At 62.6% G+C, this 24046-nt stretch carries 27 protein-coding genes; 18 read left to right on the forward strand and 9 right to left on the reverse strand.

Annotation, left to right across the window (positions count from 1 at the left end; translation table 11 throughout):
* Positions 1-7: 7 nt before the first annotated feature.
* The 6 genes from Q0887_RS13740 to Q0887_RS13765 all read right to left on the reverse strand — a co-directional run bounded on the left by Q0887_RS13740 (position 8) and on the right by Q0887_RS13765 (position 5333).
* Entirely contained in the window at positions 8-739 is a 732-nt protein-coding gene (locus Q0887_RS13740; RefSeq protein WP_299196355.1) for a sigma-70 family RNA polymerase sigma factor, read from the reverse strand.
* The gene (locus Q0887_RS13745) at positions 736-2835 is read right to left on the reverse strand and encodes a flagellar biosynthesis protein FlhA (RefSeq protein WP_299196357.1); all 2100 of its coding nucleotides are present in this window, start codon (positions 2833-2835) and stop codon (positions 736-738) included. The genes Q0887_RS13740 and Q0887_RS13745 overlap by 4 nt, the downstream gene beginning before the upstream one ends.
* A 20-nt stretch (positions 2836-2855) precedes the next feature.
* The gene (locus Q0887_RS13750) at positions 2856-3914 is read right to left on the reverse strand and encodes a transglycosylase SLT domain-containing protein (RefSeq protein ID WP_299196359.1); all 1059 of its coding nucleotides are present in this window, start codon (positions 3912-3914) and stop codon (positions 2856-2858) included.
* Positions 3915-4038: 124 nt separating this feature from the next.
* Complete coding sequence (locus Q0887_RS13755; protein ID WP_299196361.1) at positions 4039-4395, reverse strand: flagellar protein FlgN; 357 nt, start codon at positions 4393-4395, stop codon at positions 4039-4041.
* Positions 4392-4694 carry a flagellar biosynthesis anti-sigma factor FlgM gene (gene flgM / locus Q0887_RS13760; RefSeq protein ID WP_299196363.1) on the reverse strand — a complete coding sequence of 101 codons (303 nt, stop codon included), beginning with the start codon at positions 4692-4694 and terminating at the stop codon, positions 4392-4394. The genes Q0887_RS13755 and flgM overlap by 4 nt, the downstream gene beginning before the upstream one ends.
* 78 nt (positions 4695-4772) lie before the next feature.
* On the reverse strand, positions 4773-5333 hold the full coding sequence (locus tag Q0887_RS13765) for a flagella basal body P-ring formation protein FlgA (RefSeq protein WP_299196365.1): 561 nt from the start codon (positions 5331-5333) through the stop codon (positions 4773-4775).
* A 191-nt stretch (positions 5334-5524) separates the two neighbouring features.
* On the opposite strand from Q0887_RS13765, the gene Q0887_RS13770 reads away from it, so the two are divergent.
* On the forward strand, positions 5525-6583 hold the full coding sequence (locus tag Q0887_RS13770; protein WP_299196367.1) for a GGDEF domain-containing protein: 1059 nt from the start codon (positions 5525-5527) through the stop codon (positions 6581-6583).
* A 14-nt stretch (positions 6584-6597) separates the two neighbouring features.
* Here Q0887_RS13770 and Q0887_RS13775 read toward each other — a convergent pair whose 3' ends face one another.
* Together Q0887_RS13775 and Q0887_RS13780 are read right to left on the reverse strand one after the other, a co-directional pair.
* Positions 6598-7029, reverse strand: a complete 432-nt coding sequence (locus tag Q0887_RS13775) for a hypothetical protein (protein WP_299196369.1) — start codon at positions 7027-7029, stop codon at positions 6598-6600.
* Complete coding sequence (locus Q0887_RS13780; RefSeq protein WP_299196372.1) at positions 7026-7715, reverse strand: MotA/TolQ/ExbB proton channel family protein; 690 nt, start codon at positions 7713-7715, stop codon at positions 7026-7028. Before Q0887_RS13780 ends, Q0887_RS13775 begins: the two co-directional genes overlap by 4 nt.
* A gap of 243 nt (positions 7716-7958) precedes the next feature.
* Here Q0887_RS13780 and flgB point away from each other — a divergent pair, with 243 nt between their 5' ends.
* From flgB to Q0887_RS13855, 15 genes are all read left to right on the forward strand, one after another.
* The gene (gene flgB, locus Q0887_RS13785) at positions 7959-8312 is read left to right on the forward strand and encodes a flagellar basal body rod protein FlgB (protein WP_299196374.1); all 354 of its coding nucleotides are present in this window, start codon (positions 7959-7961) and stop codon (positions 8310-8312) included.
* 3 nt (positions 8313-8315) lie between these two features.
* A complete protein-coding gene (gene flgC / locus Q0887_RS13790; RefSeq protein WP_299196376.1) occupies positions 8316-8729 on the forward strand; it encodes a flagellar basal body rod protein FlgC in 414 nt (137 codons plus the stop codon).
* On the forward strand, positions 8726-9067 hold the full coding sequence (locus Q0887_RS13795; RefSeq protein WP_299196378.1) for a flagellar hook capping FlgD N-terminal domain-containing protein: 342 nt from the start codon (positions 8726-8728) through the stop codon (positions 9065-9067). The genes flgC and Q0887_RS13795 overlap by 4 nt, the downstream gene beginning before the upstream one ends.
* Before the next feature lie 27 nt (positions 9068-9094).
* Positions 9095-9907: a flagellar hook basal-body protein gene (locus Q0887_RS13800; RefSeq protein WP_299196381.1), complete on the forward strand. Its 813-nt coding sequence runs from the start codon at positions 9095-9097 to the stop codon at positions 9905-9907.
* A gap of 23 nt (positions 9908-9930) precedes the next feature.
* Positions 9931-10680, forward strand: a complete 750-nt coding sequence (gene flgF / locus Q0887_RS13805) for a flagellar basal body rod protein FlgF (RefSeq protein ID WP_299196384.1) — start codon at positions 9931-9933, stop codon at positions 10678-10680.
* A 62-nt stretch (positions 10681-10742) separates the two neighbouring features.
* A complete protein-coding gene (gene flgG, locus Q0887_RS13810) occupies positions 10743-11534 on the forward strand; it encodes a flagellar basal-body rod protein FlgG (RefSeq protein WP_299196385.1) in 792 nt (263 codons plus the stop codon).
* 8 nt (positions 11535-11542) lie between these two features.
* On the forward strand, positions 11543-12226 hold the full coding sequence (locus Q0887_RS13815; RefSeq protein WP_299196387.1) for a flagellar basal body L-ring protein FlgH: 684 nt from the start codon (positions 11543-11545) through the stop codon (positions 12224-12226).
* A complete protein-coding gene (locus Q0887_RS13820; RefSeq protein ID WP_299196389.1) occupies positions 12226-13329 on the forward strand; it encodes a flagellar basal body P-ring protein FlgI in 1104 nt (367 codons plus the stop codon). The genes Q0887_RS13815 and Q0887_RS13820 overlap by 1 nt, the downstream gene beginning before the upstream one ends.
* Complete coding sequence (locus Q0887_RS13825; RefSeq protein WP_299196391.1) at positions 13326-13625, forward strand: rod-binding protein; 300 nt, start codon at positions 13326-13328, stop codon at positions 13623-13625. Before Q0887_RS13820 ends, Q0887_RS13825 begins: the two co-directional genes overlap by 4 nt.
* On the forward strand, positions 13625-14980 hold the full coding sequence (flgK, locus tag Q0887_RS13830; protein ID WP_299196393.1) for a flagellar hook-associated protein FlgK: 1356 nt from the start codon (positions 13625-13627) through the stop codon (positions 14978-14980). Before Q0887_RS13825 ends, flgK begins: the two co-directional genes overlap by 1 nt.
* Positions 14980-15897, forward strand: coding sequence for a flagellar biosynthesis protein FlgL (locus Q0887_RS13835; RefSeq protein WP_299196395.1), 918 nt, complete (start codon positions 14980-14982; stop codon positions 15895-15897). Before flgK ends, Q0887_RS13835 begins: the two co-directional genes overlap by 1 nt.
* A gap of 15 nt (positions 15898-15912) precedes the next feature.
* Positions 15913-16776, forward strand: a complete 864-nt coding sequence (gene motA, locus Q0887_RS13840) for a flagellar motor stator protein MotA (RefSeq protein ID WP_299196398.1) — start codon at positions 15913-15915, stop codon at positions 16774-16776.
* Between the two features lies 1 nt (position 16777).
* A complete protein-coding gene (locus tag Q0887_RS13845) occupies positions 16778-17764 on the forward strand; it encodes a flagellar motor protein MotB (protein WP_299196400.1) in 987 nt (328 codons plus the stop codon).
* A 49-nt stretch (positions 17765-17813) separates the two neighbouring features.
* Positions 17814-20279, forward strand: a complete 2466-nt coding sequence (locus Q0887_RS13850) for an HAD family hydrolase (RefSeq protein WP_299196402.1) — start codon at positions 17814-17816, stop codon at positions 20277-20279.
* Entirely contained in the window at positions 20276-21097 is an 822-nt protein-coding gene (locus Q0887_RS13855) for a class I SAM-dependent methyltransferase (RefSeq protein ID WP_299196404.1), read from the forward strand. The genes Q0887_RS13850 and Q0887_RS13855 overlap by 4 nt, the downstream gene beginning before the upstream one ends.
* Positions 21098-21264: 167 nt before the next feature.
* On the opposite strand, the gene Q0887_RS13860 is transcribed toward Q0887_RS13855, so the two are convergent.
* A complete protein-coding gene (locus Q0887_RS13860) occupies positions 21265-22083 on the reverse strand; it encodes a flagellin (RefSeq protein WP_299196407.1) in 819 nt (272 codons plus the stop codon).
* A 262-nt stretch (positions 22084-22345) separates the two neighbouring features.
* Between Q0887_RS13860 and Q0887_RS13865 the strand changes: the two genes are divergently transcribed.
* Together Q0887_RS13865 and fliE are read left to right on the forward strand one after the other, a co-directional pair.
* Entirely contained in the window at positions 22346-23683 is a 1338-nt protein-coding gene (locus Q0887_RS13865) for a sigma 54-interacting transcriptional regulator (RefSeq protein ID WP_299196409.1), read from the forward strand.
* Positions 23680-24045 (forward strand): flagellar hook-basal body complex protein FliE, encoded by a 366-nt coding sequence (fliE, locus tag Q0887_RS13870; RefSeq protein ID WP_299196412.1) that lies wholly within the window; start codon positions 23680-23682, stop codon positions 24043-24045. Before Q0887_RS13865 ends, fliE begins: the two co-directional genes overlap by 4 nt.
* Position 24046: the final 1 nt, after the last annotated feature.

The raw sequence follows: 24046 nt of genomic DNA on the forward strand, positions 1-24046 counted from the left end.
AGACTAACTAATCTTCATCGCGTTGCATCGCTGCGCGCAGGTCTTTCAAGGCCTTGGCGCGCAGTTGATGCACGCGCGGGACGCTAACTTCGAGCACTTCGGCGATCTCGGTGAGGTTCATTTCCTCGACGAAGAAGAGTTGCAGCACCAGTTTTTGCCGGTCAGCCAACCCGGTCATCGCGGCGACTAGCCGTTCGCGATCTTCCTGCCCGCACAGCACTTCGAACGGGTCGGGATCTTCGCTGGCAAAGGCGGTGTTGCTGTCGTCATATTCCTCGCTGATCGAGGTGAGATGGACGGCGGAGGCTTCGATTTCGGCGAGCTCGCTATCGCTGACGCCAAGCGCTTGCGCGATCTGACTGCGGGAGGGATCATCGCCCGATTGCGCCCTTAGCGTATCGACCACTTCCAGATAGCGCATCCGTTTCTTGCGCGCGGTGCGGGTGTCACTCAGCAGCCTGCGGATCTGATCGAGCATCGCGCCGCGCACGCGGATCTTGGCATAGGCGGCAAAGCCGTCTTCGGTCGGGCCATTGTGCTTTTGGGCGCATTCGGTCAGCGCCATGATTCCGGTCTGGATCAGGTCTTCGATCTCCAGCCCGTCGCGGCCCATTCCGTAGATATGCCACGCCGCGCGGCGAACCATGGGGAGGAAACGCCGCACGCGGTCCTCCACCTCTTCGCGCGAGGATGCGCCATAGGCTTTTGCGCCTGCAAAACTGGCCGGATCGTGCTTCATGCGGCCCTTCCTTGTTCGGCTGGTTCCTGTCCGATTTGCAGCGCCTCTTCGGCGCCGATCACCGCGATGACTTCAACCGGCTGCGTGACGGGGAGTTCGTTGATCGACAGCACCTGACAGCGGCTCGCGCGCTGGCGCAAAAGGCCGGCGAGCGCGCGGCGGGCAGGCGGCTGGACGATCAGCGCAAGCGGCGCTTGTGCTTCTTCGATAAGCTCTGAAATGCGCCCCGCGATCATCGCCCCGCAATCGGGTTCGATCAGCGGCTGCCCGGTCGCGGGGTCGACCATCCCGCCAAGGATCGCGCTTTCTAGCCCCGCATCAAGCGTGACCACTTTAAGCCGCTCACCGGATTCGCAAATCGGAGCAATCAACCGCGCGCCAAGGTCTGCACGAACCGCGTCGATGATCGCGTCAAATTCCTGCGTGGTCTGGAGCGCCAGCGCGAGGCTGGTCAGCAATGGCTGCGGATGGGCCAGACTGATCCCGTCGGCGATCAGCGCCCGGCAGATGCGGGTCAGCGCGGCAAGCGAGAGCGGATCGGGGTGGATCGCCTCGATCAAAGCAGGGGCGCGGTCTTTCAGGTCATCGATCAGCGCGCGGACCTCTTGGGGCCCCAGCAATTGGTGGCTTGCGCGCAGCAATTCCTGATTGGCATGGGTGGCGATCACGGTGCTGGGATCGACGGTCATAAAGCCTTCGGACACGGCGTGATCGCGCGCGGCTGCGTCGATCCACAAAGCCGGGCACTGGAAGCTGGGATCGCGGGTCAGGTCGCCGGGCACGCCGTGCCCTTCGCGCACTTCGCCAGTGTTGATGGCGAGCAGTTTGGCCGGTTTGACCTCGCCCTGCGCGATGGTCAGCCCGCCAAGCAGCACCTTGTACTGGTTCGCGGCGGCATCGAGCGAATCGCGAATGCGAAACTGCGGCAGAACAAAGCCGAGATCGCGAGAGAGCTGTTTGCGGATACCGGTGATGCGGGTGAGCAGCGGGGCGCCTTTACCTTCGTCAACGAGGTGGACGAGGCCGTAGCCGAGCTCGATTGTGACCAGCGTCTGGTCGGAAACTTCGGTGATGTCGATCCGGTCGGGCGATATCTCTTCGATCACTTCCTCGACTTCGTCAGGCAGCGCCGCGCGTTTGCGCATCGCCCACCAGATCGCGCCAGCAATCGCGGCGGCGGGCATGAAGATCATCTGCGGCATGGCGGGAACCACGCCGATGGCTGCGAGGATCACCGCGACCGGCAACCACCCGCGCGGGTCGGAAAATTGCCCGCCGATTTGCCCGGCCAGATCGCGCGTATCGGCGACGCGGGTGACAATCGCCGCTGCCGCAATCGAGAGCAGCAGAGCGGGCACTTGCGCCACCAAGGCATCACCCACGGCAAGGGTGATGTAGAGCTCGCCCGCTTCGCTGGCCGAAAGTCCGTGGCTGATCATGCCGAGCGCGAAACCGGCGATGATGTTGACGCCAAGGATCAGCAAAGCGGCAATCGCATCGCCCTTCACGAATTTGGACGCACCATCCATCGAGCCGTAGAAATCGGCCTCGACCGTGACTTCGCGGCGGCGCACGCGGGCTTCGTCGGCGGTGATGAGGCCTGCCGCGATATCGGCGTCGATCGCCATTTGCTTGCCGGGCAAGGCGTCGAGCACGAAGCGCGCGGAGACTTCGGACACCCGGCCCGCGCCCTTGGTGATGACGATCATGTTGATGATCAGCAGGATGCAGAAGACGAACAATCCGACCGCGAAATTGCCGCCGACCAGAAACTGTCCGAAACTTGCGATGATATCGCCCGCCGCATCGCCGCCTTCGTGACCGTTGACGAGCACGATCCGGGTCGATGCGACATTGAGCGCGAGGCGCAGCAACGTAGCGAAGAGCAGCACGCTCGGGAAGGACGAGAAATCAAGCGGAGTGCGCGCATTGAGCGCGACCATCAGCACTGCAACGGCGACCGCGATGTTGAGCACGAAGAACATGTCGAGCAGCAGCGGCGGGATCGGCAGCACCATCAGCACGAACAGTGCGAAGATGCCCAGCGGCAAGGCTATGGCGGCAGGGGCGGCGCGCAACCGGTCGGCCCAGGTCACGCTCCTATTGGCAAGAACGCTCACAGGCCGAGCGCTTTCAGCCGCTCATAAGCGCGCTGGACTTGCTCGGGCGGGGCGCTGTGAGAGCTTGCGCCAAATGTGCTCTGGAGCAAGCCGGACATCGGCCCGCGCGATAAAGGCGCGGCGAGTTCCCCCATGCCGGATGCGCTCGCGCCCGGCCTCGACCGGCCTGTAATCGCGGGTGGGTTGCGGGGGCCAAAGACCGCTTCTTCAGCGATGATATAAGGAGGGGGAGGCTGGAACTGGCGTCCGTAAACTTCTTGAATCGCGGCAGGCGGCGGGGTCAGCGTATCGGGGGCGTAGCCTTGTGTGACGCTCGAAGGCGCGTCGGCGCGGGCGCGCTCAAGCTTGCCAGACAGGTGGTCCATCACCCCGGCAAGGCTGCGCGGGCGGCCACCGGGTTCAAAAAAGATCGCGCGGTTGGCGGCAGCCGGACGGCGGAAGAGCGAAGCGGCAGACTGCGACGGGTTCTGCTCCATCGCTGACAGGAAGCGTCCGGCTCCGCCTGCACCGAGGAAATGCGCGAGGTAGAGCTCGCTGTGATCGGGTTGACGGCCGAGGATCGGGGCCAGATGCGCGCGATTGTCTTCGGCCAGACCCGCCGCCATCAGCGAAGCGATCTGCGGGTCGCGCCGCAGCGCGAGGATCGAAGCGCGCGCCTGCGGATCGGCGACATAGGCACGCCCGCTGCTCGTCCGCCCGATCTGCGCGGCAACGTCGCCTAGGCCAAATCTTTCGCCGTGGCGCTCCATCGTGCCCAGCCATGTGCTTTCGATGAACTGATAGAGCCCCGTCGCAGAGGACGTGCGCGCGCGGGCATTGGGGTTCATCGAGCTTTCGACCTGCGCCTGTGCGACCAGAAAATCGAAATCGATTGTGGTTTGCTCGGCGGCGCTGGCAATCGCGCGCTCGACTTGAGTAGCGGGCTGCGCTGGGGCAATCTCGCGGCTGGCCCCCTCGCGGCTTATACCCTGCCTGGGCCGTGCCTCCTCATGCGCGCGCGCCGCTTGCTCGAAAGCGAGCCGCGTGCCTGCCGCAGGGATCAGTGGATGGGTCACGGCTTTCGCTTGCCTCTCTTGCCATTATTCGCATCGCAGCCCGCCTTTGCGGCAGAGGCCATGCAGGCAATGAAGAGAGCAAGCAGCGTGCCAGAATGGCGGCTCTGCGCACAATTACCCAGGCTCAGGCGTGGGCGGCGTTAACCGTTGAATAGGTGTGCTGCGCGGCGCCCAAAGCTTCGAGGCGGGTCGCGACATTGGCCGCCAGCAGGTTGCGCACCCGCCGGTTGACGTCGTTGAGTTGCTGCGCGGTGCGCGCCAGATCGCGGGTTTGCTGGTCAAGCGCATCGGCGCCGAAAGGCGAAAGCGCATCGCAAAGCGACTGCTTCGCATGGGTCGCTTCGAACAATCCGTCCGCATCCAGAGTGGCAAGCGCTTGCCGCTCATTTTCAAGAACGGCAATCATTTGCCGCAGATTGCCGCTTAAAGAGCGGTCTTCGATTGCCGTGTTATCAGATGCGGTTTCAATCACAGCGTTCATTGGGGTATCCCGAAGCTAAGCCTTGCGGCGATCATGGCATCGGCAATCTCTGCCGGCAAAAGCGGGTAACTGCCCTCCTGCAACGCCTTGCGGATCTGAGCCACACGGTCGGTATCGACCGGCGGGCTGGCAGCATCGACCGGGCTCGCCACTTCGATCGATACGCCGCTCGAAGGCGCGGCTGGTCCGGCACCGGCGCTTGATGAGGCGCGGCGCGCCTCAATCGCGGCACGGTCGGTTTCGGACAAGGCTCTGGGGCCTGTCACCGCCTGCAATTTGCTCAGTTCGAAAGAGGGCATGATGCGTCTCCAGCGTGAATTCGTAGTGCTATGAACGGCGACCACGAAAGAGGTTTAAGAGCGATCGGCAAAATTTTCTCAATTGCCCGGGATAATAGCGAGGCCGGGGCGTTCGATGCGCGCGCGCACCGGGGCCGCATCGCGCGACATGCGCACTGCGATCCAATCGCCGATCGCGCCGTTTTCCATCGCCTCACCGCCCTGCTGGACGCTGAAACCGCGCCCGCGAACCTGCACCGCGATCGGATCGCCGCGCGACACGCTGGGTTCGGCCGCCTCTGCGCGCGCTTGCGGGCGAGTGGCGATGAAGATGCGCCAGCTTTGCGGTCCGGGGCAGGCGACGCGGATGGTCGAGCGGCCATTACCGTGCCAGGCGAGATCGAGCGGCCCTTCGCAGGCGGCGAGCCGCAAGCGCTGGTCCGCCGGAACGCGCGCGCCGCCGACTTCGCCGATGGGAACGCCGGTAAATTCGCGCACCGCGCGGTCAATCTCACCCGGATCGGTAAAGCGCGCGACCGGACTGTTTTGCGCCTCGGCAGCAGCGGCAAAGATCGGCAGGCATGCAAGCAGTGTAGCCAGCGCGAGAAGCTGGAACTCCTTGCGCGCTGCACTGCGGGCGGCGGTTTCAAGCGGTCTCATATCAGGTTCCAATCGGTGATGTTTCAGACAATTCCGTGTCCTGATGTTCTGCAAGCCTTGTGCCAATAAGCGCGCCATGGCGGATCGCTGGCTGACTAGGGAGTTCCCGCAGGCACCGGCGAGCCGCGTATTAAGCCTCTTGCCCTAGGCCGGACCCAGAAAGACAAGAAACGAGGCGCACGAATTCAATCATGGAAATGTCCGCACCGCCCGAAGTGCCCGAAAAGGACTCGCCAAGCAGAGCCCGTGATGCCCGGAACGAATTGCTCGATCGTATCCGCGAATTTGTCATGAAGCACGATCTCAATGCCACCGGCTCCAATCTTGCGGCGATCACCACTGCGCTTTCGGGTTCGAATGCGGCGCTCGCCAAGGCCTTTGCCGCGCGCGAGATTTCAGGCGAGCCGATCGATCAGCGCTGGCTCGATACGGTGGTGCGGCTGGACCCAGAGACCGGCCAACGGATGAATGAGCTTGAGGAGTTGATGGACCGGATGGAATATTCGCTGATGCGTTTTGCCCAGACCGCCAAAAGCGCGGCAGACGAAACAACCGAGCAGCGCGGCGCGCTTGATGCGCAGCTGCGCGAGATGAAACGGACGGACGGAGACCTGACGCCCCAAGCCGAAGTTGACCGTGTTATCAGCCTGTCCAAGGTCATGCTCGACCGGTTGGGGCAGGTCGAAATCGCGATGGAGCGCAGTCAGGCCGAATCCGACCAGCTGCGCGCCAATCTGGCCAAGGCGCGGATCGAGGCAGATGTCGATCACCTGACCCGTCTGCCCAATCGCCGCGCCTTTGAACGCCGTCTGGCTTCGGCGGCTCAAGAGGCGCAATTGTCAGGCAAGCCGCTTTGCGTCGCCTTTTGCGATGTCGATCATTTCAAGTCGATCAACGACACGCATGGGCATGATGCGGGCGACCGCGTTCTGGTCACGATCGCAAGCCTGCTCAATGGCAATGCCAGCGATGAATGCTTCGTCGCGCGCCATGGCGGCGAAGAATTTGTGCTTCTGTTCTACGGGCTCGATGCCGATGCGGCTTTCAACAAGCTCGACGGAATTCGCAGTGCGCAGGCGATGAAGCAATTGCTCAACCGAGAGAATGGCAAGCCCTTTGGCAAGGTTACATTCTCCGGCGGGATCGCAACCGTGAACTCGATCGAGGATATGCGCGACGCGCTGGGCCGGGCCGATGCGGCGCTGTATCAGGCCAAGGAAAATGGTCGCAACCAGATCATGGTGATCTAGCGCCTTATTGCTCGTCAGAGCTCCGTTTCCGGATCGATTATCGGAGCGTCATAGGCGAGGCTGGCATAGATATCGCTGCTGTCGGCGCGGCTTAAAACCACTCTGACAGCAAATCCGCTTTCACTTGCTTCGCTGGCCAAGGCTTCGGCGTCACGCCAGATTTGCGAGCGCTCACTCGCGGCGAAGCGGGCAAAGACGGTCAAAGTAGCGCGCCCGTCCGCCGGACGTTCGGCGAGCCATTGCGAAAGTGACGGACCGCGCGGGTCAGGCCGGAAGAGCGCTTGTGCTGCTGCGATTTGCGGAGCCTCTGTCTCAGGAGCCTCTGCCTCAGGGGCCTCTCCATCATGGCCTTCCTCAACGGCCAGCGCTGACAGAGTCACCAGAAACAGGATCAGGGCAAGGTCGGCAAGGATCAGTTGCCAGCTTTGGGCATGGCGGACGATCATGCCGCATCCTGAACCGGAGTGATCGAGCGTGTGCTGCCGCCGGTCAGCTCTGCATCGAACCATTCAAGCAGATCCGCGCGCACTTCTTCCTCGCGTTCGCCGCGGCGCTCGATTGCGCGGGCGAGCGGGATGCAGACAAGGTTGGCGGTCAGCACTCCGTAAAGCGATGACAGAACCGCCGTCCCGACCGCTGCCATGGTCACTTCAGCTGCGCTTCCCGTAGCAGACGGCGCAAGCTGGGTAATCGAGAACAAGGTGCCCACCAGGCCGAAGACCGGAGCCAGCTCGCCGGCAAATTCGAACACGCGCACAGCCTGCGCCATGGCGATTTCGCGGTGCGCGCGCTCGGCTCTGGCGGTGGAATGGAGCAGGTCGAGCGAGCCGGAGACGACATAGGCATCGACCAGCCGCGCGGTTGCCGGGTCGGGCGGGGTGGAGGTCTCTGCGCAAAGGTGCCCGCGCTTGGCAATCGCGCTGACACTGCGGGCCAGGGCAGCGCGGTTGGCGTCTTCGTCGAACGTGCGTTTGCCGAGCCGGATCAATGCGCGCCCGGCGGCCCTGATCTCGCGCCCTCCGCAGCGGGCGATGGTGGCGAGAAATGTTCCGGCCAGCACGACCACCAATGCCGCAGGATCGAAAAACCCCTCCAGAATCCCTCCGGAGCTTGCGGCGGTCTCGCTCAACATCTGTGGCTGCTCCTTGGGTCCGATTGAGGTGGCATCAATCAGAACGGCGCTGGCACCGCAGAATTAAGCGCAATCATATCTGCGAGGCCGGGCAGGGGCAGCGTCTTGCAGGGAGCCTGCAAAGGCTTGCCGCAATCCCGTGTCCTCCCCCTGTGATTGTAGGCGGAACGGTGCGTTTGGCACGCATGCTGCATCATGTGAACGCACACCGGATTGGCCGGTCCAATATGCAGGACATGATCCATGAACGAGCAGATCTTTGGCATCCACGGCGCCGCGCTCGAACTGCGTTCGCAGCGTATGGGCGTGCTCGCTTCGAACATCGCCAATGCGGCAACTCCGGGTTTCAAAGCGCGCGATATCGATTTCAACGCTGCGCTTGATGCGCGGCTTTCCTCGTCACGCAGCGGCGACATGATGGCGGGCGAGCCGGAAATGCTGTTCCGCCGCCCGACCATGCCCAGCCTTGATGGCAACACGGTCGAGCTGGGGCGCGAGCAGGTCGCCTTTGCCGAAAACGCGCTCGCCTACTCCGCAACGCTCAGCTTCGTGCAGGGCAAGGTCAACACGATCACCCGCGCGCTGAAAGGGGAATGATTGATGCCTGACCGCGCTCCCATGACGATGTTCTCGATGACGCAGCAGGCCATGTCGGCCCAGATGGTGCGGATGAATGCGGCGACTTCGAACCTCGCCAATGCCGGTTCGGTTTCCTCCAATGAAGCCGATGCGTACCGCCCGATCCGCGCGGTTTTCGCCAGTGAGCTGGACCGCGCGAGCGGGCTTTCGGCTGTGCGCAGCGACGGTCTGGTGCGCTCCGAATCGGCGCCGACCAAACGCTATGATCCGGACCATCCGCTCGCCGACGAGACCGGCCATATCTGGGAGGCCGCCGTCGATGAGAGCGCCGAGATGGTCGAGATCATGGAAAGCGCGCGCCAGTACCAGAACATGGTCCAGGCGCTGCAAACCGCCAAGCAACTGATGCTCGAAACGCTGAGGAGCAATTCATGACCGAGATCACCAATAATGTGCTGAATGACCTGAACGCGCCCGGTTCCATCCGCCGCGAAAGCGCGGCTGCTTCGCTCGGTGCGGCCGATTTCCTGCGCCTGATGACCGCGCAGCTGGCCAATCAGGATCCGTTGGAGCCGCAATCGAACGAGCAGATGCTCGCCCAGCTGGCGCAATTCTCTTCGCTGGAGAACAACACCGCCTCGCGCGCCACTTTGTCCGAGATTGCGGCCAAGCTCGACGCGCTGATCGAAGCGCAGGAGCGCGCCGCCGAGGCCGCAGCTGCCGAGGCCGCCGCGTCAGCCGCTGGCTCCACCCCCATCGCAGAAACCGTCTGATCCTCTTTCAACCACAAGGAAAACCCCATGTCCTTCTTCACTTCGCTTAGCGGCATGCGCAACGCCGAAACCGATCTGCGCGTGATCTCGAACAATATCGCCAATGCCGAAACGGCGGGCTTCAAAAAGTCGAACGCGCAATTTGCCGATCTGGTCGCGACCGGCGGTAGCACCGATCCGCGGCGCACGCCCGGCATCGGCGCGGCTGTTTCAGCGATCTCGCAGGACTTTGGTCTCGGCCAGCTCGAACAGACCGGGCGCGTGCTCGATGTCGCGATCAATGGCGACGGATTCATTGCCACGGCCAATGCGATTTCGGGCGACGTCACCTTCACCCGCAACGGCAATCTGCAACTGGTCGCAACCGGCGAATTGCAGGATGCGTTCGGCGACCTGGTGCAGGCCTTCCCTGTTGATGCAACCGGCACACCGACTTCGACCACGCCGGCCAATGTGCTTGTCCCTACCGTCAATGGCGCAGGTGAGACGCTGTCTAGCATTTCGCTCGATGCCCAGGGCCTGCTCGTTGCGACCTATTCCGATGGTTCGAACGAACCGGTTGCGATGATCTCGCTGGCTTCGTTCGCATCGAATGGCGGATTGCGGCCGATCGGGCAGACCAAGTGGGAGACGACCGCTGATTCGGGACCGCCCACTTACGGTCAGCCGGGTATTGGCAATCTGGGCCAGTTGTTCAGCGGCGCGCTGGAACGCTCCAATGTCGATCTGGCTGAGGAAATGGTTTCATTGCTGACGGCGCAGCGCAACTTCCAGGCCAATGCCCGCGCGATCGACACCGCCACCGCGATCTCGCAGACCGTCCTGAACCTCCAGCGGTAATGGCTAGGATTTAGGAACCCGCCATGGACCGCCTGATCTACACCGCTTTGACCGGCATGAACTCGGCGATGGATCGCCAGCGCACGATTGCCAACAATCTTGCCAATGCGTCCACGCCGGGTTTCCGGCAGGAGATCTTTGCCGTCACGCCCGCAACTTTGCGCGATGGCAGCATCGAAGCGCGGGCTATGGCGCGCGGCTTGGTGCGCGGGGCGGATATGGCGCAGGCGCGGGTCAATCCGACCGGCCAGCCGCTCGACATTGCGGTGCAGGGTCAGGCGCTGATCGCCTATCAATCGCCGGATGGTTCGGGCACCGAGATCTATTCGCGCCGCGGCGATCTGCGCGTGGCCGAAACTGGCGTTTTGGAGAATGGCGAAGGCCTTCCGGTGCTGGGCGAAAGCGGAGCGCCGATCACGGTGCCCGCAGGCTTCCGCATCACCATTGCTGGGGATGGCAGCGTGCTTGCGAGCGATCCGGCAGCTCCCAACGCAGAGGCGCAGGCGATTGACCGGATCAAGCTTGTCTCTCCCGAAGGCAGCCAGCTGCTCAAGGGGATCGACAGCTTTCTCGAAGTGCCCGGCGGCGGCGTCTTGCCGATTGATCCCACGGCGCAAGTGACAGCGGGCGCGCTCGAGCAATCCAACGTCCAGACCGCCGAAACCCTCGTTCAGATGATCGAGGCCCAACGCGCTTTTGAACAGCGCGCCAAGATTATCCAGACCGCAGGCGAACTCGACGAAGCAAGCAGCCGCTTGCTCGGCATGGGTTGAGCTTGGGGTTGAGCTTGGGCTTGAGCCTGAGCCTGCGGACCAGAGACTGAAAGGATACACAGATGCCCACTTCCGCCCTTCACGTCGCCCGAACGGGGCTTGAGGCGCAGGATGCGCGCATGCGTGTCATCGCCAACAATCTCGCCAATATCGGCACGTCGGGTTTCAAGCGCGACCGGGCCGATTTTGCCACGCTCGCCTATCAGGAACAGCGCGTGGCGGGCCAGCAATCGACGGGGCAGACCGCCTATGCGGTCGGGCTCAATCTGGGCACCGGCGTGCAGGTTCAGGGCACCACGCGGATCAATTCGCAAGGGACGCTGAACCAGACCGGCAACACGCTCGACATTGCGCTCGATGGTCCCGGCTTCTTTCAGGTTGAACTGCCCGGCGGCGGGCAGACCGCCTATACCAGAGCGGGCAATTTCACCCTCTCACCCGAGGGCCAGCTGGTCACCTCGCAAGGCTATTCAGTGACGCCGCCAATCCAGATTCCGGCCGGTGCGCGCAGCGTCTCGATCGCGCCTGACGGGACAGTCAGCGCGGTCCAGCCGGGTCAGGCCGCGCCGATCCAGGTCGGCCAGCTTCAGGTCGCCAGCTTCATCAACCCGGCGGGCTTGCAGTCTATCGGCGACAATTTCCTCGTCGAAACCGCTGCCAGCGGGCCTGCCGATAGCGGCCTCGCCGGACAATTCGGGCGAGGCAATATCCGGCAGGGCATGCTGGAGGGTTCCAACGTCAATGTCGTCGAAGAGCTGGTCGAGATGATCGAAGCCCAGCGCGCCTACGAGATCAATTCCAAGATGGTCAGCGCGGTCGATGAGATGCTCCGCAACGCCAATCAGACCCTGTGAGGATATTCATGCGAACCCCAATCCGCCTTGCCATTACCGCGCTCGCTGCGCTGTCGCTTTCTGCCTGTCTGGGGGGAGGTCCGGACCGCGAGCTGGGCTTTACCGCCCCGCCGCCTCCGCCTGCGCCCACCGCGATTGCCGGCGCGCAAAGCGGTACGCAGGGCGCAATCTTTCAGGCCTCGCAAGGTTACTCGGCGCTGGTCGTCGGCACCCGCGCGCGCCAGCTTGGCGATATGGTCACGATCCTGCTGATCGAAAGCACCAGCACTTCGAAGAGCACAACCGGATCAACCCAGCGCGATGGCGGCTTTGCCTTGATCCCGCCCACCGCCGGTCCGCTCGATTTTCTCAACCCCAATGCCCTTAATGCCAGCGGCCAAGGGTCGTTCAATGGAAGCGGGAATGCTGCACAGCAAAGCCAGATGACTGGCGCGGTCGCGGTCACGATTGCCGCGATCTATCCCAACGGAACCGCCGAAGTTGTCGGAGAGAAACAGATGTCGCTGAGTCAGGGGGATGAGTGGGTGCAATTTGCCGGCCGCATCCGCTTGGTTGATATCGACGCTGATAACACTCTGCCCAGCTCGCGCGTTGCCAATGCGCGGATCATCTATGCCGGGCAAGGCGCGGTGCAGCAGGCGAGCCGTCCGGGCTGGCTGTCGCGCTTCTTCAACGCGGTCTCGCCGTTCTGATGCCCCGTTTCAGCATCTTTGCCGCTCTGCTCGCGCTCTTCGCTTTGCTCGCGCCCGCCCCTGCTGCTGCCGAACGCATCCGCGATCTCGGGCAGTTCGAAGGGCTGCGCGCCAACCAGCTCACCGGATATGGCGTGGTGGTCGGCTTGCAAGGGACCGGCGATGACAACCTTGAATATGTGACCGAAGCGATGCGCGGTGTCTCCGGCAGGCTGGGGCTGCAACTGCCGCCCGGTGTCAGCCCCAATCTGCGCAATGCCGCAGCCGTCATCATCACGGCTGAGCTCCCCGCTTTCGCAAAGCCGGGGCAGCGTATCGACATTACAGTCTCGACCTTGGGACAGGCGCGTTCCTTGCGCGGCGGCGCGCTGGTGCTCGCCCCGCTCTACGGCGCCGATGGACAGATCTACGCCATGGCGCAGGGCAATGTCGCGGTCGGCGGTCTGGGCGTGTCGGGCCGCGATGGATCGCAGCTGACCGTCAACGTCACCACTGTGGGCCGGATCGCTGACGGAGCCTCGGTCGAACGCGCGGTTGCAACCGGCTTTGACCGCGAGGCGAGCCTGCGTTTCAACCTCCATCAGGCCGATTTCCTCACCGCTGCCCGCGTGCGCGATGCGATCAATTCCCGCTATCCCGGCATGGCGCAGATTGCCGACGGGGTGAGCATCGAATTGACGCTGCCCTTTGGCAATGATGTGCGCGCAGCGGCTTTGGCTGAAATCGAGATGCTGCCGGTGACGCCAGCGCCGGTCGCGGCGCGGGTGATCGTCAACAGCCGCACCGGCACCGTTGTAATCAATCAGGCCGTCCGGCTAGCGCCCGCCGCGATCAGTCATGGCAAGCTGGTAATCCGCATCGATGAAGCCCCGCGCGTGGTCCAGCCCGAACCCTTTGGCAATGGCGAGACGGCGGTGGAGGAATCCTCCGAAATTTCGGTCGTGCAAAGCGATGACCGTGTGGCTCTGATGCCGGGCGCGGCCAATCTTTCGGAGATTGTCGACGCGCTCAATCTGCTGGGCGTGGGTGCGTCTGACCTTGTGGTGATCCTCGAAAGCCTCAAACAGGCCGGCGCTTTGCAGGCCGAGATGGTGGTGCTGTGATTACGCCCATTCGTCCCCAAACCGATGCCGCATCCGCGCAGATCAGCCCTGAACGGCTGGAGCTGCGCGAGGCTGCGCAAGGGTTCGAGGCGATCATGATCCGGCGCATGCTGGAATCTGCGCGCGCGGCGAGCTTTTCAGAGGACACCCCGCTGACGGGCGGCGGGCTGAAACAGTTCGAAAAGATGCGCGATGAAAACTTCGCCGAGATCGCTTCGCAAAGCGGGGCCTTCGGGTTTGCACGGAGTATCGAAGAGCAGCTTGCTCAATTCCTCCCTGCCAATGGTGAAGAATAATGTCGACGAGCATCCTCAATATCGGCCGGACAGGGGCCGCAGCAGCGCGGGCCAGCCTCGAGCTGACTGCGCAGAATATCGCCAACGCCTCCAATTCCGACTACACAAGACGGCGGATGGATCAGGTTGAACTGGTCGGCACCGCGCGGATCGATCGCCAGTCGCGCAGCACTTTGAACGGCGTCCTGATCGGTGACGTACGCCGCTTTGACAGCGAGTTTGGCCAGCGGCAGGTTCGTGCGAGCACTTCGGATCTTGCCCGCGTTGCAACCGAGATATCGGGCCTGCGCGATGCCGAATTGGCGCTCGAAGAATCCGGGCTCTACGAAAAGCTGATCGACTTTGAGGCCTCGCTCACTCTGCTGGAGAGCGACCCCACCGATCCTGCTTTACGTACCGGCGCGCTCGAAACCGCGCGCCAGCTGACGCAAACATTCCAGACCGCCGAATTTGCGCTTAGTAACGCGCGCAGCTTCATCGAATCCGAGCTGACCGCCGGGGTTGAAACTGTCAACGGCACCGCAAGCGAGCTTGCGCGGATCAATGTCGAACTTGTCAATGCCCGCGAGGGTACAGCAGGCCGTGCGGCATTGCTCGATGCCCGCGATGCGGCGCTGCGCGATTTGTCCGAGGAAGTGGGGATCACAGCCACTTTCGACGAATTCGGCGCGGCAGAAGTGCGCGTTCTTGCAGACCCGCCGCCGCCTGGCGAAACCGGCGTTCTGCTCGTTTCCGGGTCGAATTTCAGTCAGCTCAGCGCCACCACAAACAATGGCAATCTATCACTCGCGGTGGGCGGAGCGAGCTTCACTGCGGTCGGCGGAGCGATGGCGGGCCGGTCTTCGGCCCTGTCCGATATTGCTGGCCGCCAGGTCGAGCTCGATGCGATTGCAAACTCAATAATTATAGGCGCCAACGCTGCTCAGGCAGCCGGAAGCGCGCTCGATGGTTCGCCGGGACAGCCCCTGTTCTCCGGCAACGGGGCCAGCGACATCGCCTTGGTCCTTGACGATGGAGCTGGCCTCGCATTGGCTCCCGCGGGCGCTCCTGCGGGCAGCCGTGACACGTCCAATCTTGGCAATCTGATCGCCGCTTTTGGTGCCGATAACGGCCCTATAGCTGCAACCGACCGAATGTTGCTGTCGCTGTCGAGCCGGATATCCGGGCTTGATTCGCTGCGCGACGGGCTCGCGATTATCGCCGAGAGCGCTGAAGCCAACCTGCTCGCCGAAGTCGGTGTCGACCTAGATACCGAAGCGACCAATCTGATCCGGCTGCAACAGGCTTTCGAAGCAAACAGCCGCGTGATGCAGGTCGCAACCGAGTTGTTCGACACGATCCTGGGGCTGGGCTGATGAACATTGTTGGAAACTCAACCGGCGCATTTTTTGAGCGCTCGCTGGGCCAGATGGGGAGTCTGCGCGAGGCGCTGGAGACCTTGCAGACCCAGATTGCGACGGGTGAGCGGATCACGCGCGGGTCCGATGATCCGGTGGGAGCCTCTCGCCTGCGCGCGCTTTCCCGGCTCGAAGTGCGCGGGCGCACCGAACAGGAAAACGCCGCACGGCTCGAACAGGATCTGACCGAAGGCGCCGAACAGATCGCCGGCGTGCTCGAATTATTCCAGCGCGCGCGCGAGCTGGCGATCACGGCAGCCAATGATCCAACCGGCGAGAACGGCCGCGCGGCGATTGCTGACGAGCTTGAGCAGATGAGCGAAGAGCTGTTTGCGCGCAGCAATTCCCGCTCGATCACCGGCGCGCCGCTCTTTGCAGGCACTGCTGGCAATCCCGCTTTCATTCGCGATGCGAGCGGCGTTGTCACTTATAATGGCAACAATCAGAACGGATCGGTGCCGGTTGCTCCGGGCACAGAGATCGAACGCGGTGTGACGGGTGAGCAGTTGTTCGAATTCGATGTCGGGGGCAGCCAGACCAGCGCCTTTGCCGTCATTTCCGGCCTTGCCGCAGCGATGCGGGGCGGAGCGGTTGATCCCGCCGCGGCGGCACAAGATGCCATCGCCGGGATCGATGCGGCGATCGACACCGCCAACCGCAGCCAGACCGTCATCGGAACGCGGCTCGCCTGGGTCGAGGCGATCCAGCAGGACCAGCAGAACCGCGCGGTGACAGTCGCTGAAAAGCGCTCCGATATTGGCGATACGGACATTGCCGACACGATCGTGCGTCTGCAGCAAACCCTCACCGCGCTCGAAGCCAGCCAGGCAAGCTTTACCCGTGTCAGCTCGCTGACCCTGTTCAACGCGCTCTAAGAAGGGGTCGGTTCCATGTTTGCCGCAATCGGTATCGTAGTTCTGATCGTCCTGGTGTTTGGCGGCTTTGTGCTGGCGGGCGGGGCGTTGGGGCCGGTTCTCGCCGCCTTGCCGCTTGAAATGATGATGATCGGCGGGGCCGCGCTAGGCGCGACCATAATCGGCAATTCCATGCACGAGATCAAACTGCTCGGCGGCGGTCTTGGCAAGGTGTTCAAAGGGCAAAAATACACCGACGAAGATCATATCGACGCCATCGCGCTCACCAGCAAGCTGATGAAACTGATGCGATCGGAAGGGGCGGTCGCGCTCGAAAGCCATGTGACTGAACCCGAGAACTCAACCGTTTTCAGCGAATATCCGCGCCTGCAAAAAGACCCGGTCGTGGTCGATATGATCTGCGATCCGCTGACTTTGATGGTGGTGTCGTCGGGAACGCTCGACACCCATGCGGTCGAGGATGTGATCGACAATGCGATCAAGACCCAGCTGCACGAAATGCACGAGCCCGAACATGCGATCCAGTCGCTCGCCGATGCGTTCCCGGCATTGGGTATCGTCGCGGCTGTGCTGGGTGTGATCAAGACGATGGGTTCGATCAACGAACCGCCCGAGGTTCTGGGCAAGATGATCGGCGGCGCGCTGGTCGGCACGTTTCTGGGCGTGCTGCTGGCCTATGGATTTGCCGGGCCGATGGCCGCTCGGCTGAAACAGATCAACGCGCATGACGAACAGATCTTCCACACGATCAAGCAGGTCATCATTGCCAGCCTCCACGGCTATCCGCAGCCAATGGTGCTCGAGGCCGCGCGTTCGGGCCTGCCGCCTGCGCACCGTCCGAAACTGACCGAATTGCTCGACGCGATGCGGGGCAAGTGAGATGGCGAAAGAGGCAGTCGCTGAACCGCCAGCCGAGATTCCGGCACCGATCATCGTCAAGAAGATCACGATTGAAGGTGGAGGCCATCACGGCGGCGCTTGGAAGGTGGCCTATGCCGACTTCGTGACCGCGATGATGGCGTTCTTTCTATTGCTCTGGCTGCTGGGTGCGACAGAGGAAAACCAGCGCAAGGGCATTGCCGACTATTTCGCGCCAACCCTGGTCAAGACCCGCCAGCAAAGCGCAGGTTCTGACGGCATGTTGGGCGGCAGCTCGATCACTGATGTCGATAATTACCCCAACCGTCAGGGCCAGACCGGCACCCAGTCGATGACTGTTCCGCGCGGCGCGCAGGGCGGGCCGGTCGAAGGCGGCGGTCGGGGTGAGGCCGATGTGGAGCGGGTGCGCGACCTGCGCGAAGCCATTGATCGAAAGCTCGCGGAGCAGCGCGAACTCTCTCACCTCGCCAATCAGGTCCGCGTGATGCGCGCGCCTGATGGCATCAGGATTGATCTGGTCGATGATGCGGACTTCTCGATGTTCTCGCTCGGCACCACGATCCTCACCGACGATGCGCGCGGGCTCCTGGAGATCATCGGAGAGGCGATCTCGGACCAACAAAGCCCGCTGATCCTGCGCGGTCACACAGATTCGCTGCCGTGGCGGTCAGGCGTTGTTGCCAACAATTGGTCGCTCTCCGCAGGCCGCGCAGAGGCAACGCGCCAGCAGCTGATCCTCGGCGGCATTCCGCAGGGCCGCTTTGCCCGGATCGAAGGGGTTGCCGATACCGAGCCGCTGATCGCTGATGATCCCGCCGACCCGCGCAACCGCCGGATTTCGCTGCTGTTGCTTAACGAGCCGCGCGAGCGGGTCAGGCCCCGCCCGAGAACTCCGCCTGCTATTCCGCCGGCAGAGGCTCCGCCTCTCGAGCGCCCTCAGCAAACCGCCCTAAGGGATAGCGCGGAGGCTGCTGCTCCGACCCCGTAAAGCATGATGGCTTAGCTCTGCCGTGCATGGACCAATGGGGAACGACGCGATGACAGAGACAATCCTGCCGCATGAAATGCCGCACGCGCTGGAGCGCGGACCGGCCAATATGAAAGTGCTTTCACTCGATTGCTTCGACACTTTGCTGTGGCGCGATTGCCATGCGCCAACCGATGTCTTTGCCGGTCTTCCGGACCTGTCCATCGCCCAGCGCGTGAGAGGCGAAGCCAATGCCCGCAAACAAGCTGCGACCTTGCACCAGCGCAGCGAGGTTGGCCTTGCCGATATCTATGCCCACTCAATGCCCAGCGCCTCGCCTGAGGCCCGCGAAGCCGCGATTGCGGAAGAACTCGCCGCCGAAGCGCGCGCCTGTTTTGGATTTGAACCGACTATCGCCCTGATGCGTGCAGCCAAAGCGGCGGGTCACAAGGTCATGATCGTCTCGGACACCTATCTCGATGCCGATCAGCTGCGCCAGTTGATCGCGGATGCAGCGGGTGCAGAAGTGGCCGCACTGATCGACAATGTTTTTGCCTCCTCGCAAGAAGGCGTTTCGAAAACCCAAGGGATGCTGGCCTGCGCGATCAAGGCGATGAAGTGCCGCGCGGCTGAGGTCTTGCATATCGGCGATAATAAGGCAGCCGATTTTGACGCGGCGCGCGCGTTGGGCATTCCGGCGCTGCATTTGCTCCAGTTTTCCGAGCACGCCCGCCAGCGGATGCGCTTTGAACGATCATGCCAGCAGCTTGCGGGTGATGAGCAAAGCGGCGTGCGCGGATTGATGCCGCATCGGCCGCTACTGGCGGCCGCAGAACCGCGAGAGGATGATCCAGCCGGAGCCTTGGGGGCGAGCGTGCTTGGCCCGGTCTTTCACGGATTTGACCAATGGCTGCGTGCCGAGGCGGAGGCCATCGAGGCTGAGCGGGGCGGAACGGTCCATTGGCTCTTCATGCTGCGCGACGGACATTTGCCGCATCTAATCCACCAGACCGGCGATGAAGCGCCCAGCACCGCGCGGGTCGAGATCAGCCGCTTTGTCGCGATTGGCGCCTCGCTGACCACGCGCGAGGCCTATCGTCAGCAATGGACGCTTGAGTTTGGCCTTAACCCAGCAACCTTGGCGCGCCAGATGCTGTTTGAAGGCGCGGAAGTCGCCAAGATCGTCGGCAATCCCAGAACCGATGCGGACAGGGTTGCTGCGAGCCACCGCCTGCGCGCCGAACTGAAGAAAGGCCAGCGCGAGAAACTCACCCGCCGCCGTTCGCGCGCGCGCGCCGAACGCCTGATCGCGCATATTCGCGCGGCGGTCGATCCGCAAAAACCGATCGCGCCGGGCGACACGCTGATGCTGGTCGATCTTGGCTATAACGGCTCGGCGCAGGACCGCGTTGATGCGCTGCTGGCCGAGGCTTTCGATTGCCATGTTGCGGGCCGTTACCTGTTGCTGCGCGAGATGAGCGCAAGCGGGCTCGACAAGAAAGGGCTGATCGATGCGCGGCACTATGATGCCGAAATGCTCGAAGCCTTGTGCGCCAATGTCGCGGTGATCGAGCAGCTGGCTACTTGCGAGCTGGGATCGGTAGTGGACTTCAGCGAAGTCGGCGATCCAATCCGCAAGCAAAGCGCGGTCAAAGGCGCGCAAAGCGATGTGCGCGGCCGCGTGCAAGCGGGCGCGGTTCGCTTTGCCCAAGCGGCGCAACACCCCCCTATCAACCGTGAAACCGACACCCATGCCGAGCGTGGCTGGCGCGAAGCGGCGCTGGGCGTGCTCACCCGCTTTATGTTCCTTCCTCTCCCGCAGGAACTGGAGGTGCTCAAGAGCTTTGAGCATGACGTCAATCTGGGCAGCGAACGGATGGTGGCGCTGTTCGATCCGGATCATTCGGCAGAGGGGATGCGGCGGCGCGGACTGTTCTACATGAAGGGCTCAGCGCGCATGTTCCTGCCCGCCGAACTCGCAGGTGAAGACATCAATACGCGGCTGTCGCTGCTGGTGCAGAAACGCTTTGGCCTTAGCCTGTCCTATACCGACAGCAGTTTTGTCAAAATTGCGGTCCCGGCCTTTTATCTTGGCGAGAAAGACAGCGCGCGGCTCGAAGTTGAGGCCGAGGCCACGCATCAGGGTTACTACACAGTGCGGCTGCCAATTGCGCCGGGTGCGCGCGGAATTGCGCTGCAAGTCGGCTCGGTTTTCGAGTGGCTTGAATTGTCGTCGGTCACTTTGTCGGAAGTGGCGACGCTCAAGGGCGATGCCCGCAATGACGAGACTCCAGCCCGGCTCGAGGCGCAATTCGACGCGATGACCGAGCATGCAGAGGGCATTTTCGAATGCACCGATCCGGCGGCTTTTATGCTGGTCAATCCGCCTGCTCAAAGCGAAGGCGGCAAGCCTCAAATGATCGAAATCACACTTCGGCCACTGCGTCTTCGACCTGTGGGCCAGCGCGCCCATCAGGCCAGCTCTTCCAGCCAGCCTGCAACCCGCGAAAACCAAATGAAGGATGCTGCGGCATGAGCGAACTCCTGATCCACTCGATGTCCGAATTTTCGAGCATTATCCTGCCCTGTCTTGACGAGGCCAAGGTCCGCGACATTGCCGAGATCGGCAGCGAATTCGGCGGGATGTCCAAAGTGCTTGCGCAGCGCGCGGCTAAGGTCGGAGGGACGCTTACTTGCATCGATCCCGAACCAGCCGACGGCTTTCTCGAATGGCAAGCGGGCGAGGACCAGGTCAATCATGTCCCGCGGCCCAGTCTGGAAGCACTGGAGGATTCCGGCGCAGTTGATGCGTGGTTCATCGACGGCGATCACAATTACTACACGGTCTACAATGAGCTGATTGCGGTCGACGCGATCCAACGCGAGGCTGACCGGCCCCTGCTCGCATTTATGCACGATGTGTCATGGCCCTGTGCACGGCGCGACTTCTATTACGCGCCCGACCGTGTTCCGCCCGGCTGGCGCCACCCGCACAGCTATGATCACGGGGTGGTGCTCGGTAATGATGGGGTTTTCAAAGGGCGCGGCTTTCGGGGGCAGGGGCAGTTCGCTGTCGCACTTGAATCGGGCGGCGAACGCAATGGGGTTCTTACCGCTGTCGAAGATTTTCTGCGCGAAGCAGACACCGATGAGCGCCCGCTGTTCTATGTCCATGTTCCGGCGGTCTTTGGCCTTGGCATCATCTTCGATGCCAGCGCAGACTGGTCAACAGCTGTCGCCGAATTCCTGCTGCCCTTTCATGCCAATCAGCTGATCGCGCGGCTGGAGGAAAACCGCCTGCGCAATTATCTCGAAGTGGTCGACTGGCAGGACCGCAGCGCTGCCGGTTTCTGATCGCTCCGGTTCCAATTCTTATGACACGGCAGAAACGATAAGGCCCGCTTGTGCACGTCGCGCAAGCGGGCCTTTTATCTGACCGGATTGTTTAAGCAGCAAGAAGCCCGGAGCGAATTGCCCCGGGCTTCCCTGCCACCCCAGCGGGGAGCTTGTCCTGCGTTCGATTAACGGAGCAGGGACAGTACGCTTTGCTGCGACTGGTTTGCCTGGGCAAGCATTGCGGTTGAAGCCTGTCCGAGGATCTGCGCCTTGGCGAGCGCGGTGGTCTCGGACGAATAATCCGCATCCTGGATCCGCGACCTTGCATCGGAAAGGTTGGTTGAGGTTGTGGTCAGGTTACCGATAGCCGCTTCGAGCCGGTTCTGCCCCGCACCCAGCGAGGAACGCGTGGTGTTTACGGCCGAGAGCAGGGAGTCGACATTGGTGATCGTCGTTCCCGCTGCGGTGGCGGTGGTCACGTCAAGGCCGGTGGCGGTGATGTTGGTGCCATCGATCGCATTGCTGGTGAGCGTCACCGTGCGGCCCGCATCGATCGCGATATCGACCGTAACATCGGTGCCGCTCGTCGTGCTGAACAAGGTCACACCATTAAAGCTGGTGTTCGACAGAATGTCGGTGATCTGTGCGCGCAACTCGTCGACTTCCTGATCCATGAAGCCGCGAGCTTCCGTATCATAAGTGCCGGTGCTCGACTGGATAGCCAGTTCGCGAACGCGCTGGAGCATGTTGGTGACTTCTTCCAACGCGCCTTCAGCGGTCTGGGCGAGCGCAATACCGTCGCTGGCATTGCGAATGCCCTGATTGAGGCCGCGAATGTCGGAGGTAAAGCCGGTTGCAATCGACAGGCCAGCAGCATCATCAGCCGCACCGTTGATACGTTGGCCGGTCGACAGACGCTCCATTGCAGTGCCGAGCATTTCATTGGCCCGCATGCTCGCATTCTGAGCGCGAAGGGCCGAGATATTGGTGTTAATTACAGACATTATTCAAACTCCCGTGGTGGTCATCGAGTGGTCAGGACAGGGCGGGGAAATGCACCTGCTGGAGCTAAGAGCGACCACCTGCGAAAATGTTTAAGGGCTTTGCCGGAGAAGCTTTTCCCAACCGCCCGTTTCCGCGCTGTTTCTTGGCCCATCGATACGGGGGCAAACCCTTAGGGATGATACGGGTGCTTAAATTCGTCCTATCTTGGACGCCGCGGGCGCAAATCCTTTCCACCAGCAATGATCTTGTGGATTCAGGCGAGTGCTCCAGAGCGAAATTCCAGAAATACAAACAGACGAAACAAGCGGCGAAGCATTGTTTCCGGGCGAGCCGATTTGCGGTCCTCATAGCGCTCTTGTTGATCCGACCCTGCCTCTGCTCGCCCAAAGCTGGCAGCGCGACCGGATCGTTTTGGGCGATCATGGCCGCTTTGATCCGCGCAGCAAATGCAGCGCTGGTCAGCTTGCCATCGATCTTGTTCATGACGACAAGCCCGCACTTACCCGCATCGGCGCTGCCCGTGTCACTTTGGCCTATTCGCCGCAAACACTCGGCGCGGCGCAATCGGCGCTGATCGCCAGTGCTGCTGCAAAAGGCTGGCCGGTCGCGGGCGACAATGAAAGCCTTGCCCTGCTGACATTGGCAGAGCGGATCGCCGCGAGCGAGATACCCGTCCTGCTCGAAGGGCCGACCGGCACCGGCAAGGAAGTGATCGCGCGCTTCGTCCACCGGATGAGCGCGCGCAAGGACGCCGCATTCCTCGCGGTCAATTGCGCTGCCATGCCCGAGGCGATGCTCGAAGGCATGCTGTTCGGCCACCGCAAAGGCGCGTTTACCGGCGCCGCCGAAGCGCGCGAGGGGCTGTTCCGCGCGGCTGACGGCGGTACATTGCTGCTCGACGAGATTGGCGAGCTGCCAATTGCGCTTCAGGCCAAATTGCTGCGGGTTTTGCAGGAAGGCGAAGTGCTGCCGCTGGGCGCGACCAAGCCGGTCAGCGTCAATGTCCGCATCGTCGCCTCCACCAACCGGACGCTGGCCAGCGAAGTGCAGGCAGGGCGGTTCCGCGAAGACCTGCTCTACCGTCTCAACGTTTTTCCCATGGCTCTGCCTGCCTTGCGCACCCGTGCGGGCGACATTGCTCCGCTCGCCTTTGCGATGCTGCTGCGGCACGCCTGCGAGCCGGGCATGCCGTGCTGGATCTCGCAATCCGCGCTCGACATGCTCAAAGCGCATGTCTGGCCGGGCAATGTCCGCGAGCTGGAAAATGTCATCCGCCGCGCGATCCTGTTGGCGGGTAAAGAGCCGTGCATCGGCTCTGAACACATTGTCTTTGATCAGAAAGTGCGTCCTGTCGATGCGGCTATGCAGGAGGCGGGCGAGGCCTCCCCGACACCTTCAACGCCATCCCGGTCCGGCGCGAAATCGCTCTCCGATGTCGCGTTCCAGTCCGAGGCGAAAGCGATCCTGTCGGCTCTGGAAAGCCATAACGGCCACCGCGCACGGACCGCGCAAAGCCTCGGCATTTCCGAGCGGACCTTGCGTTATCGGCTCGCCTCGATGCGCGAAACCGGATTGATTGCCAAAGGGGGTAAAGCATGAGCAGCGTCGGACAAGCGAGCGGTGTCCAGCAGGTCATGGCGCTGCGGGCAGAAGTGCTCTCGCGCAGCCGGGCCTTGCAGGATGTGCGCGATGCAACCGGCAATCCGCCGGTTCAGGGCGCGAGCCAGACACCGCCTCAAGGCGGCGGTTTTGGCGAAGTGCTGACCGACGCGCTGCAAAATGTCAGCGCGGTTCAGCAACGTTCGGGCAATATGCAGGCCGCCTATGAGCGCGGTGAGGTGACGGATATCGCGCAGGTTATGCTCGCCCGTCAGGAAGCGGGTGTCGCGTTTGAGGCGACCTTGCAGGTCCGCAACAAACTGCTCTCCGCCTATCAAGAAATCATGCGGATGGGGAGCTGAT

The organism is uncultured Erythrobacter sp. (genome assembly GCF_947492365.1).
Lineage (GTDB): Bacteria > Pseudomonadota > Alphaproteobacteria > Sphingomonadales > Sphingomonadaceae > Erythrobacter.

Excerpts from the sequence above, each read along its gene's own strand:
- Q0887_RS13740 (WP_299196355.1), bottom strand. The coding sequence starts at position 739 with ATGAAGCACGATCCGGCCAGTTTTGCAGGCGCAAAAGCCTATGGCGCA.
- Q0887_RS13755 (WP_299196361.1), bottom strand. The coding sequence starts at position 4,395 with ATGAACGCTGTGATTGAAACCGCATCTGATAACACGGCAATCGAAGAC.
- flgM (WP_299196363.1), bottom strand. The coding sequence starts at position 4,694 with ATGCCCTCTTTCGAACTGAGCAAATTGCAGGCGGTGACAGGCCCCAGA.
- Q0887_RS13765 (WP_299196365.1), bottom strand. The coding sequence starts at position 5,333 with ATGAGACCGCTTGAAACCGCCGCCCGCAGTGCAGCGCGCAAGGAGTTC.
- Q0887_RS13770 (WP_299196367.1), top strand. The coding sequence starts at position 5,525 with ATGGAAATGTCCGCACCGCCCGAAGTGCCCGAAAAGGACTCGCCAAGC.
- Q0887_RS13775 (WP_299196369.1), bottom strand. The coding sequence starts at position 7,029 with ATGATCGTCCGCCATGCCCAAAGCTGGCAACTGATCCTTGCCGACCTT.
- Q0887_RS13780 (WP_299196372.1), bottom strand. The coding sequence starts at position 7,715 with ATGTTGAGCGAGACCGCCGCAAGCTCCGGAGGGATTCTGGAGGGGTTT.
- flgB (WP_299196374.1), top strand. The coding sequence starts at position 7,959 with ATGAACGAGCAGATCTTTGGCATCCACGGCGCCGCGCTCGAACTGCGT.
- flgC (WP_299196376.1), top strand. The coding sequence starts at position 8,316 with ATGCCTGACCGCGCTCCCATGACGATGTTCTCGATGACGCAGCAGGCC.
- Q0887_RS13795 (WP_299196378.1), top strand. The coding sequence starts at position 8,726 with ATGACCGAGATCACCAATAATGTGCTGAATGACCTGAACGCGCCCGGT.
- Q0887_RS13800 (WP_299196381.1), top strand. The coding sequence starts at position 9,095 with ATGTCCTTCTTCACTTCGCTTAGCGGCATGCGCAACGCCGAAACCGAT.
- flgF (WP_299196384.1), top strand. The coding sequence starts at position 9,931 with ATGGACCGCCTGATCTACACCGCTTTGACCGGCATGAACTCGGCGATG.
- flgG (WP_299196385.1), top strand. The coding sequence starts at position 10,743 with ATGCCCACTTCCGCCCTTCACGTCGCCCGAACGGGGCTTGAGGCGCAG.
- Q0887_RS13815 (WP_299196387.1), top strand. The coding sequence starts at position 11,543 with ATGCGAACCCCAATCCGCCTTGCCATTACCGCGCTCGCTGCGCTGTCG.
- Q0887_RS13820 (WP_299196389.1), top strand. The coding sequence starts at position 12,226 with ATGCCCCGTTTCAGCATCTTTGCCGCTCTGCTCGCGCTCTTCGCTTTG.
- flgK (WP_299196393.1), top strand. The coding sequence starts at position 13,625 with ATGTCGACGAGCATCCTCAATATCGGCCGGACAGGGGCCGCAGCAGCG.
- Q0887_RS13835 (WP_299196395.1), top strand. The coding sequence starts at position 14,980 with ATGAACATTGTTGGAAACTCAACCGGCGCATTTTTTGAGCGCTCGCTG.
- motA (WP_299196398.1), top strand. The coding sequence starts at position 15,913 with ATGTTTGCCGCAATCGGTATCGTAGTTCTGATCGTCCTGGTGTTTGGC.
- Q0887_RS13845 (WP_299196400.1), top strand. The coding sequence starts at position 16,778 with ATGGCGAAAGAGGCAGTCGCTGAACCGCCAGCCGAGATTCCGGCACCG.
- Q0887_RS13850 (WP_299196402.1), top strand. The coding sequence starts at position 17,814 with ATGACAGAGACAATCCTGCCGCATGAAATGCCGCACGCGCTGGAGCGC.
- Q0887_RS13855 (WP_299196404.1), top strand. The coding sequence starts at position 20,276 with ATGAGCGAACTCCTGATCCACTCGATGTCCGAATTTTCGAGCATTATC.
- Q0887_RS13860 (WP_299196407.1), bottom strand. The coding sequence starts at position 22,083 with ATGTCTGTAATTAACACCAATATCTCGGCCCTTCGCGCTCAGAATGCG.
- fliE (WP_299196412.1), top strand. The coding sequence starts at position 23,680 with ATGAGCAGCGTCGGACAAGCGAGCGGTGTCCAGCAGGTCATGGCGCTG.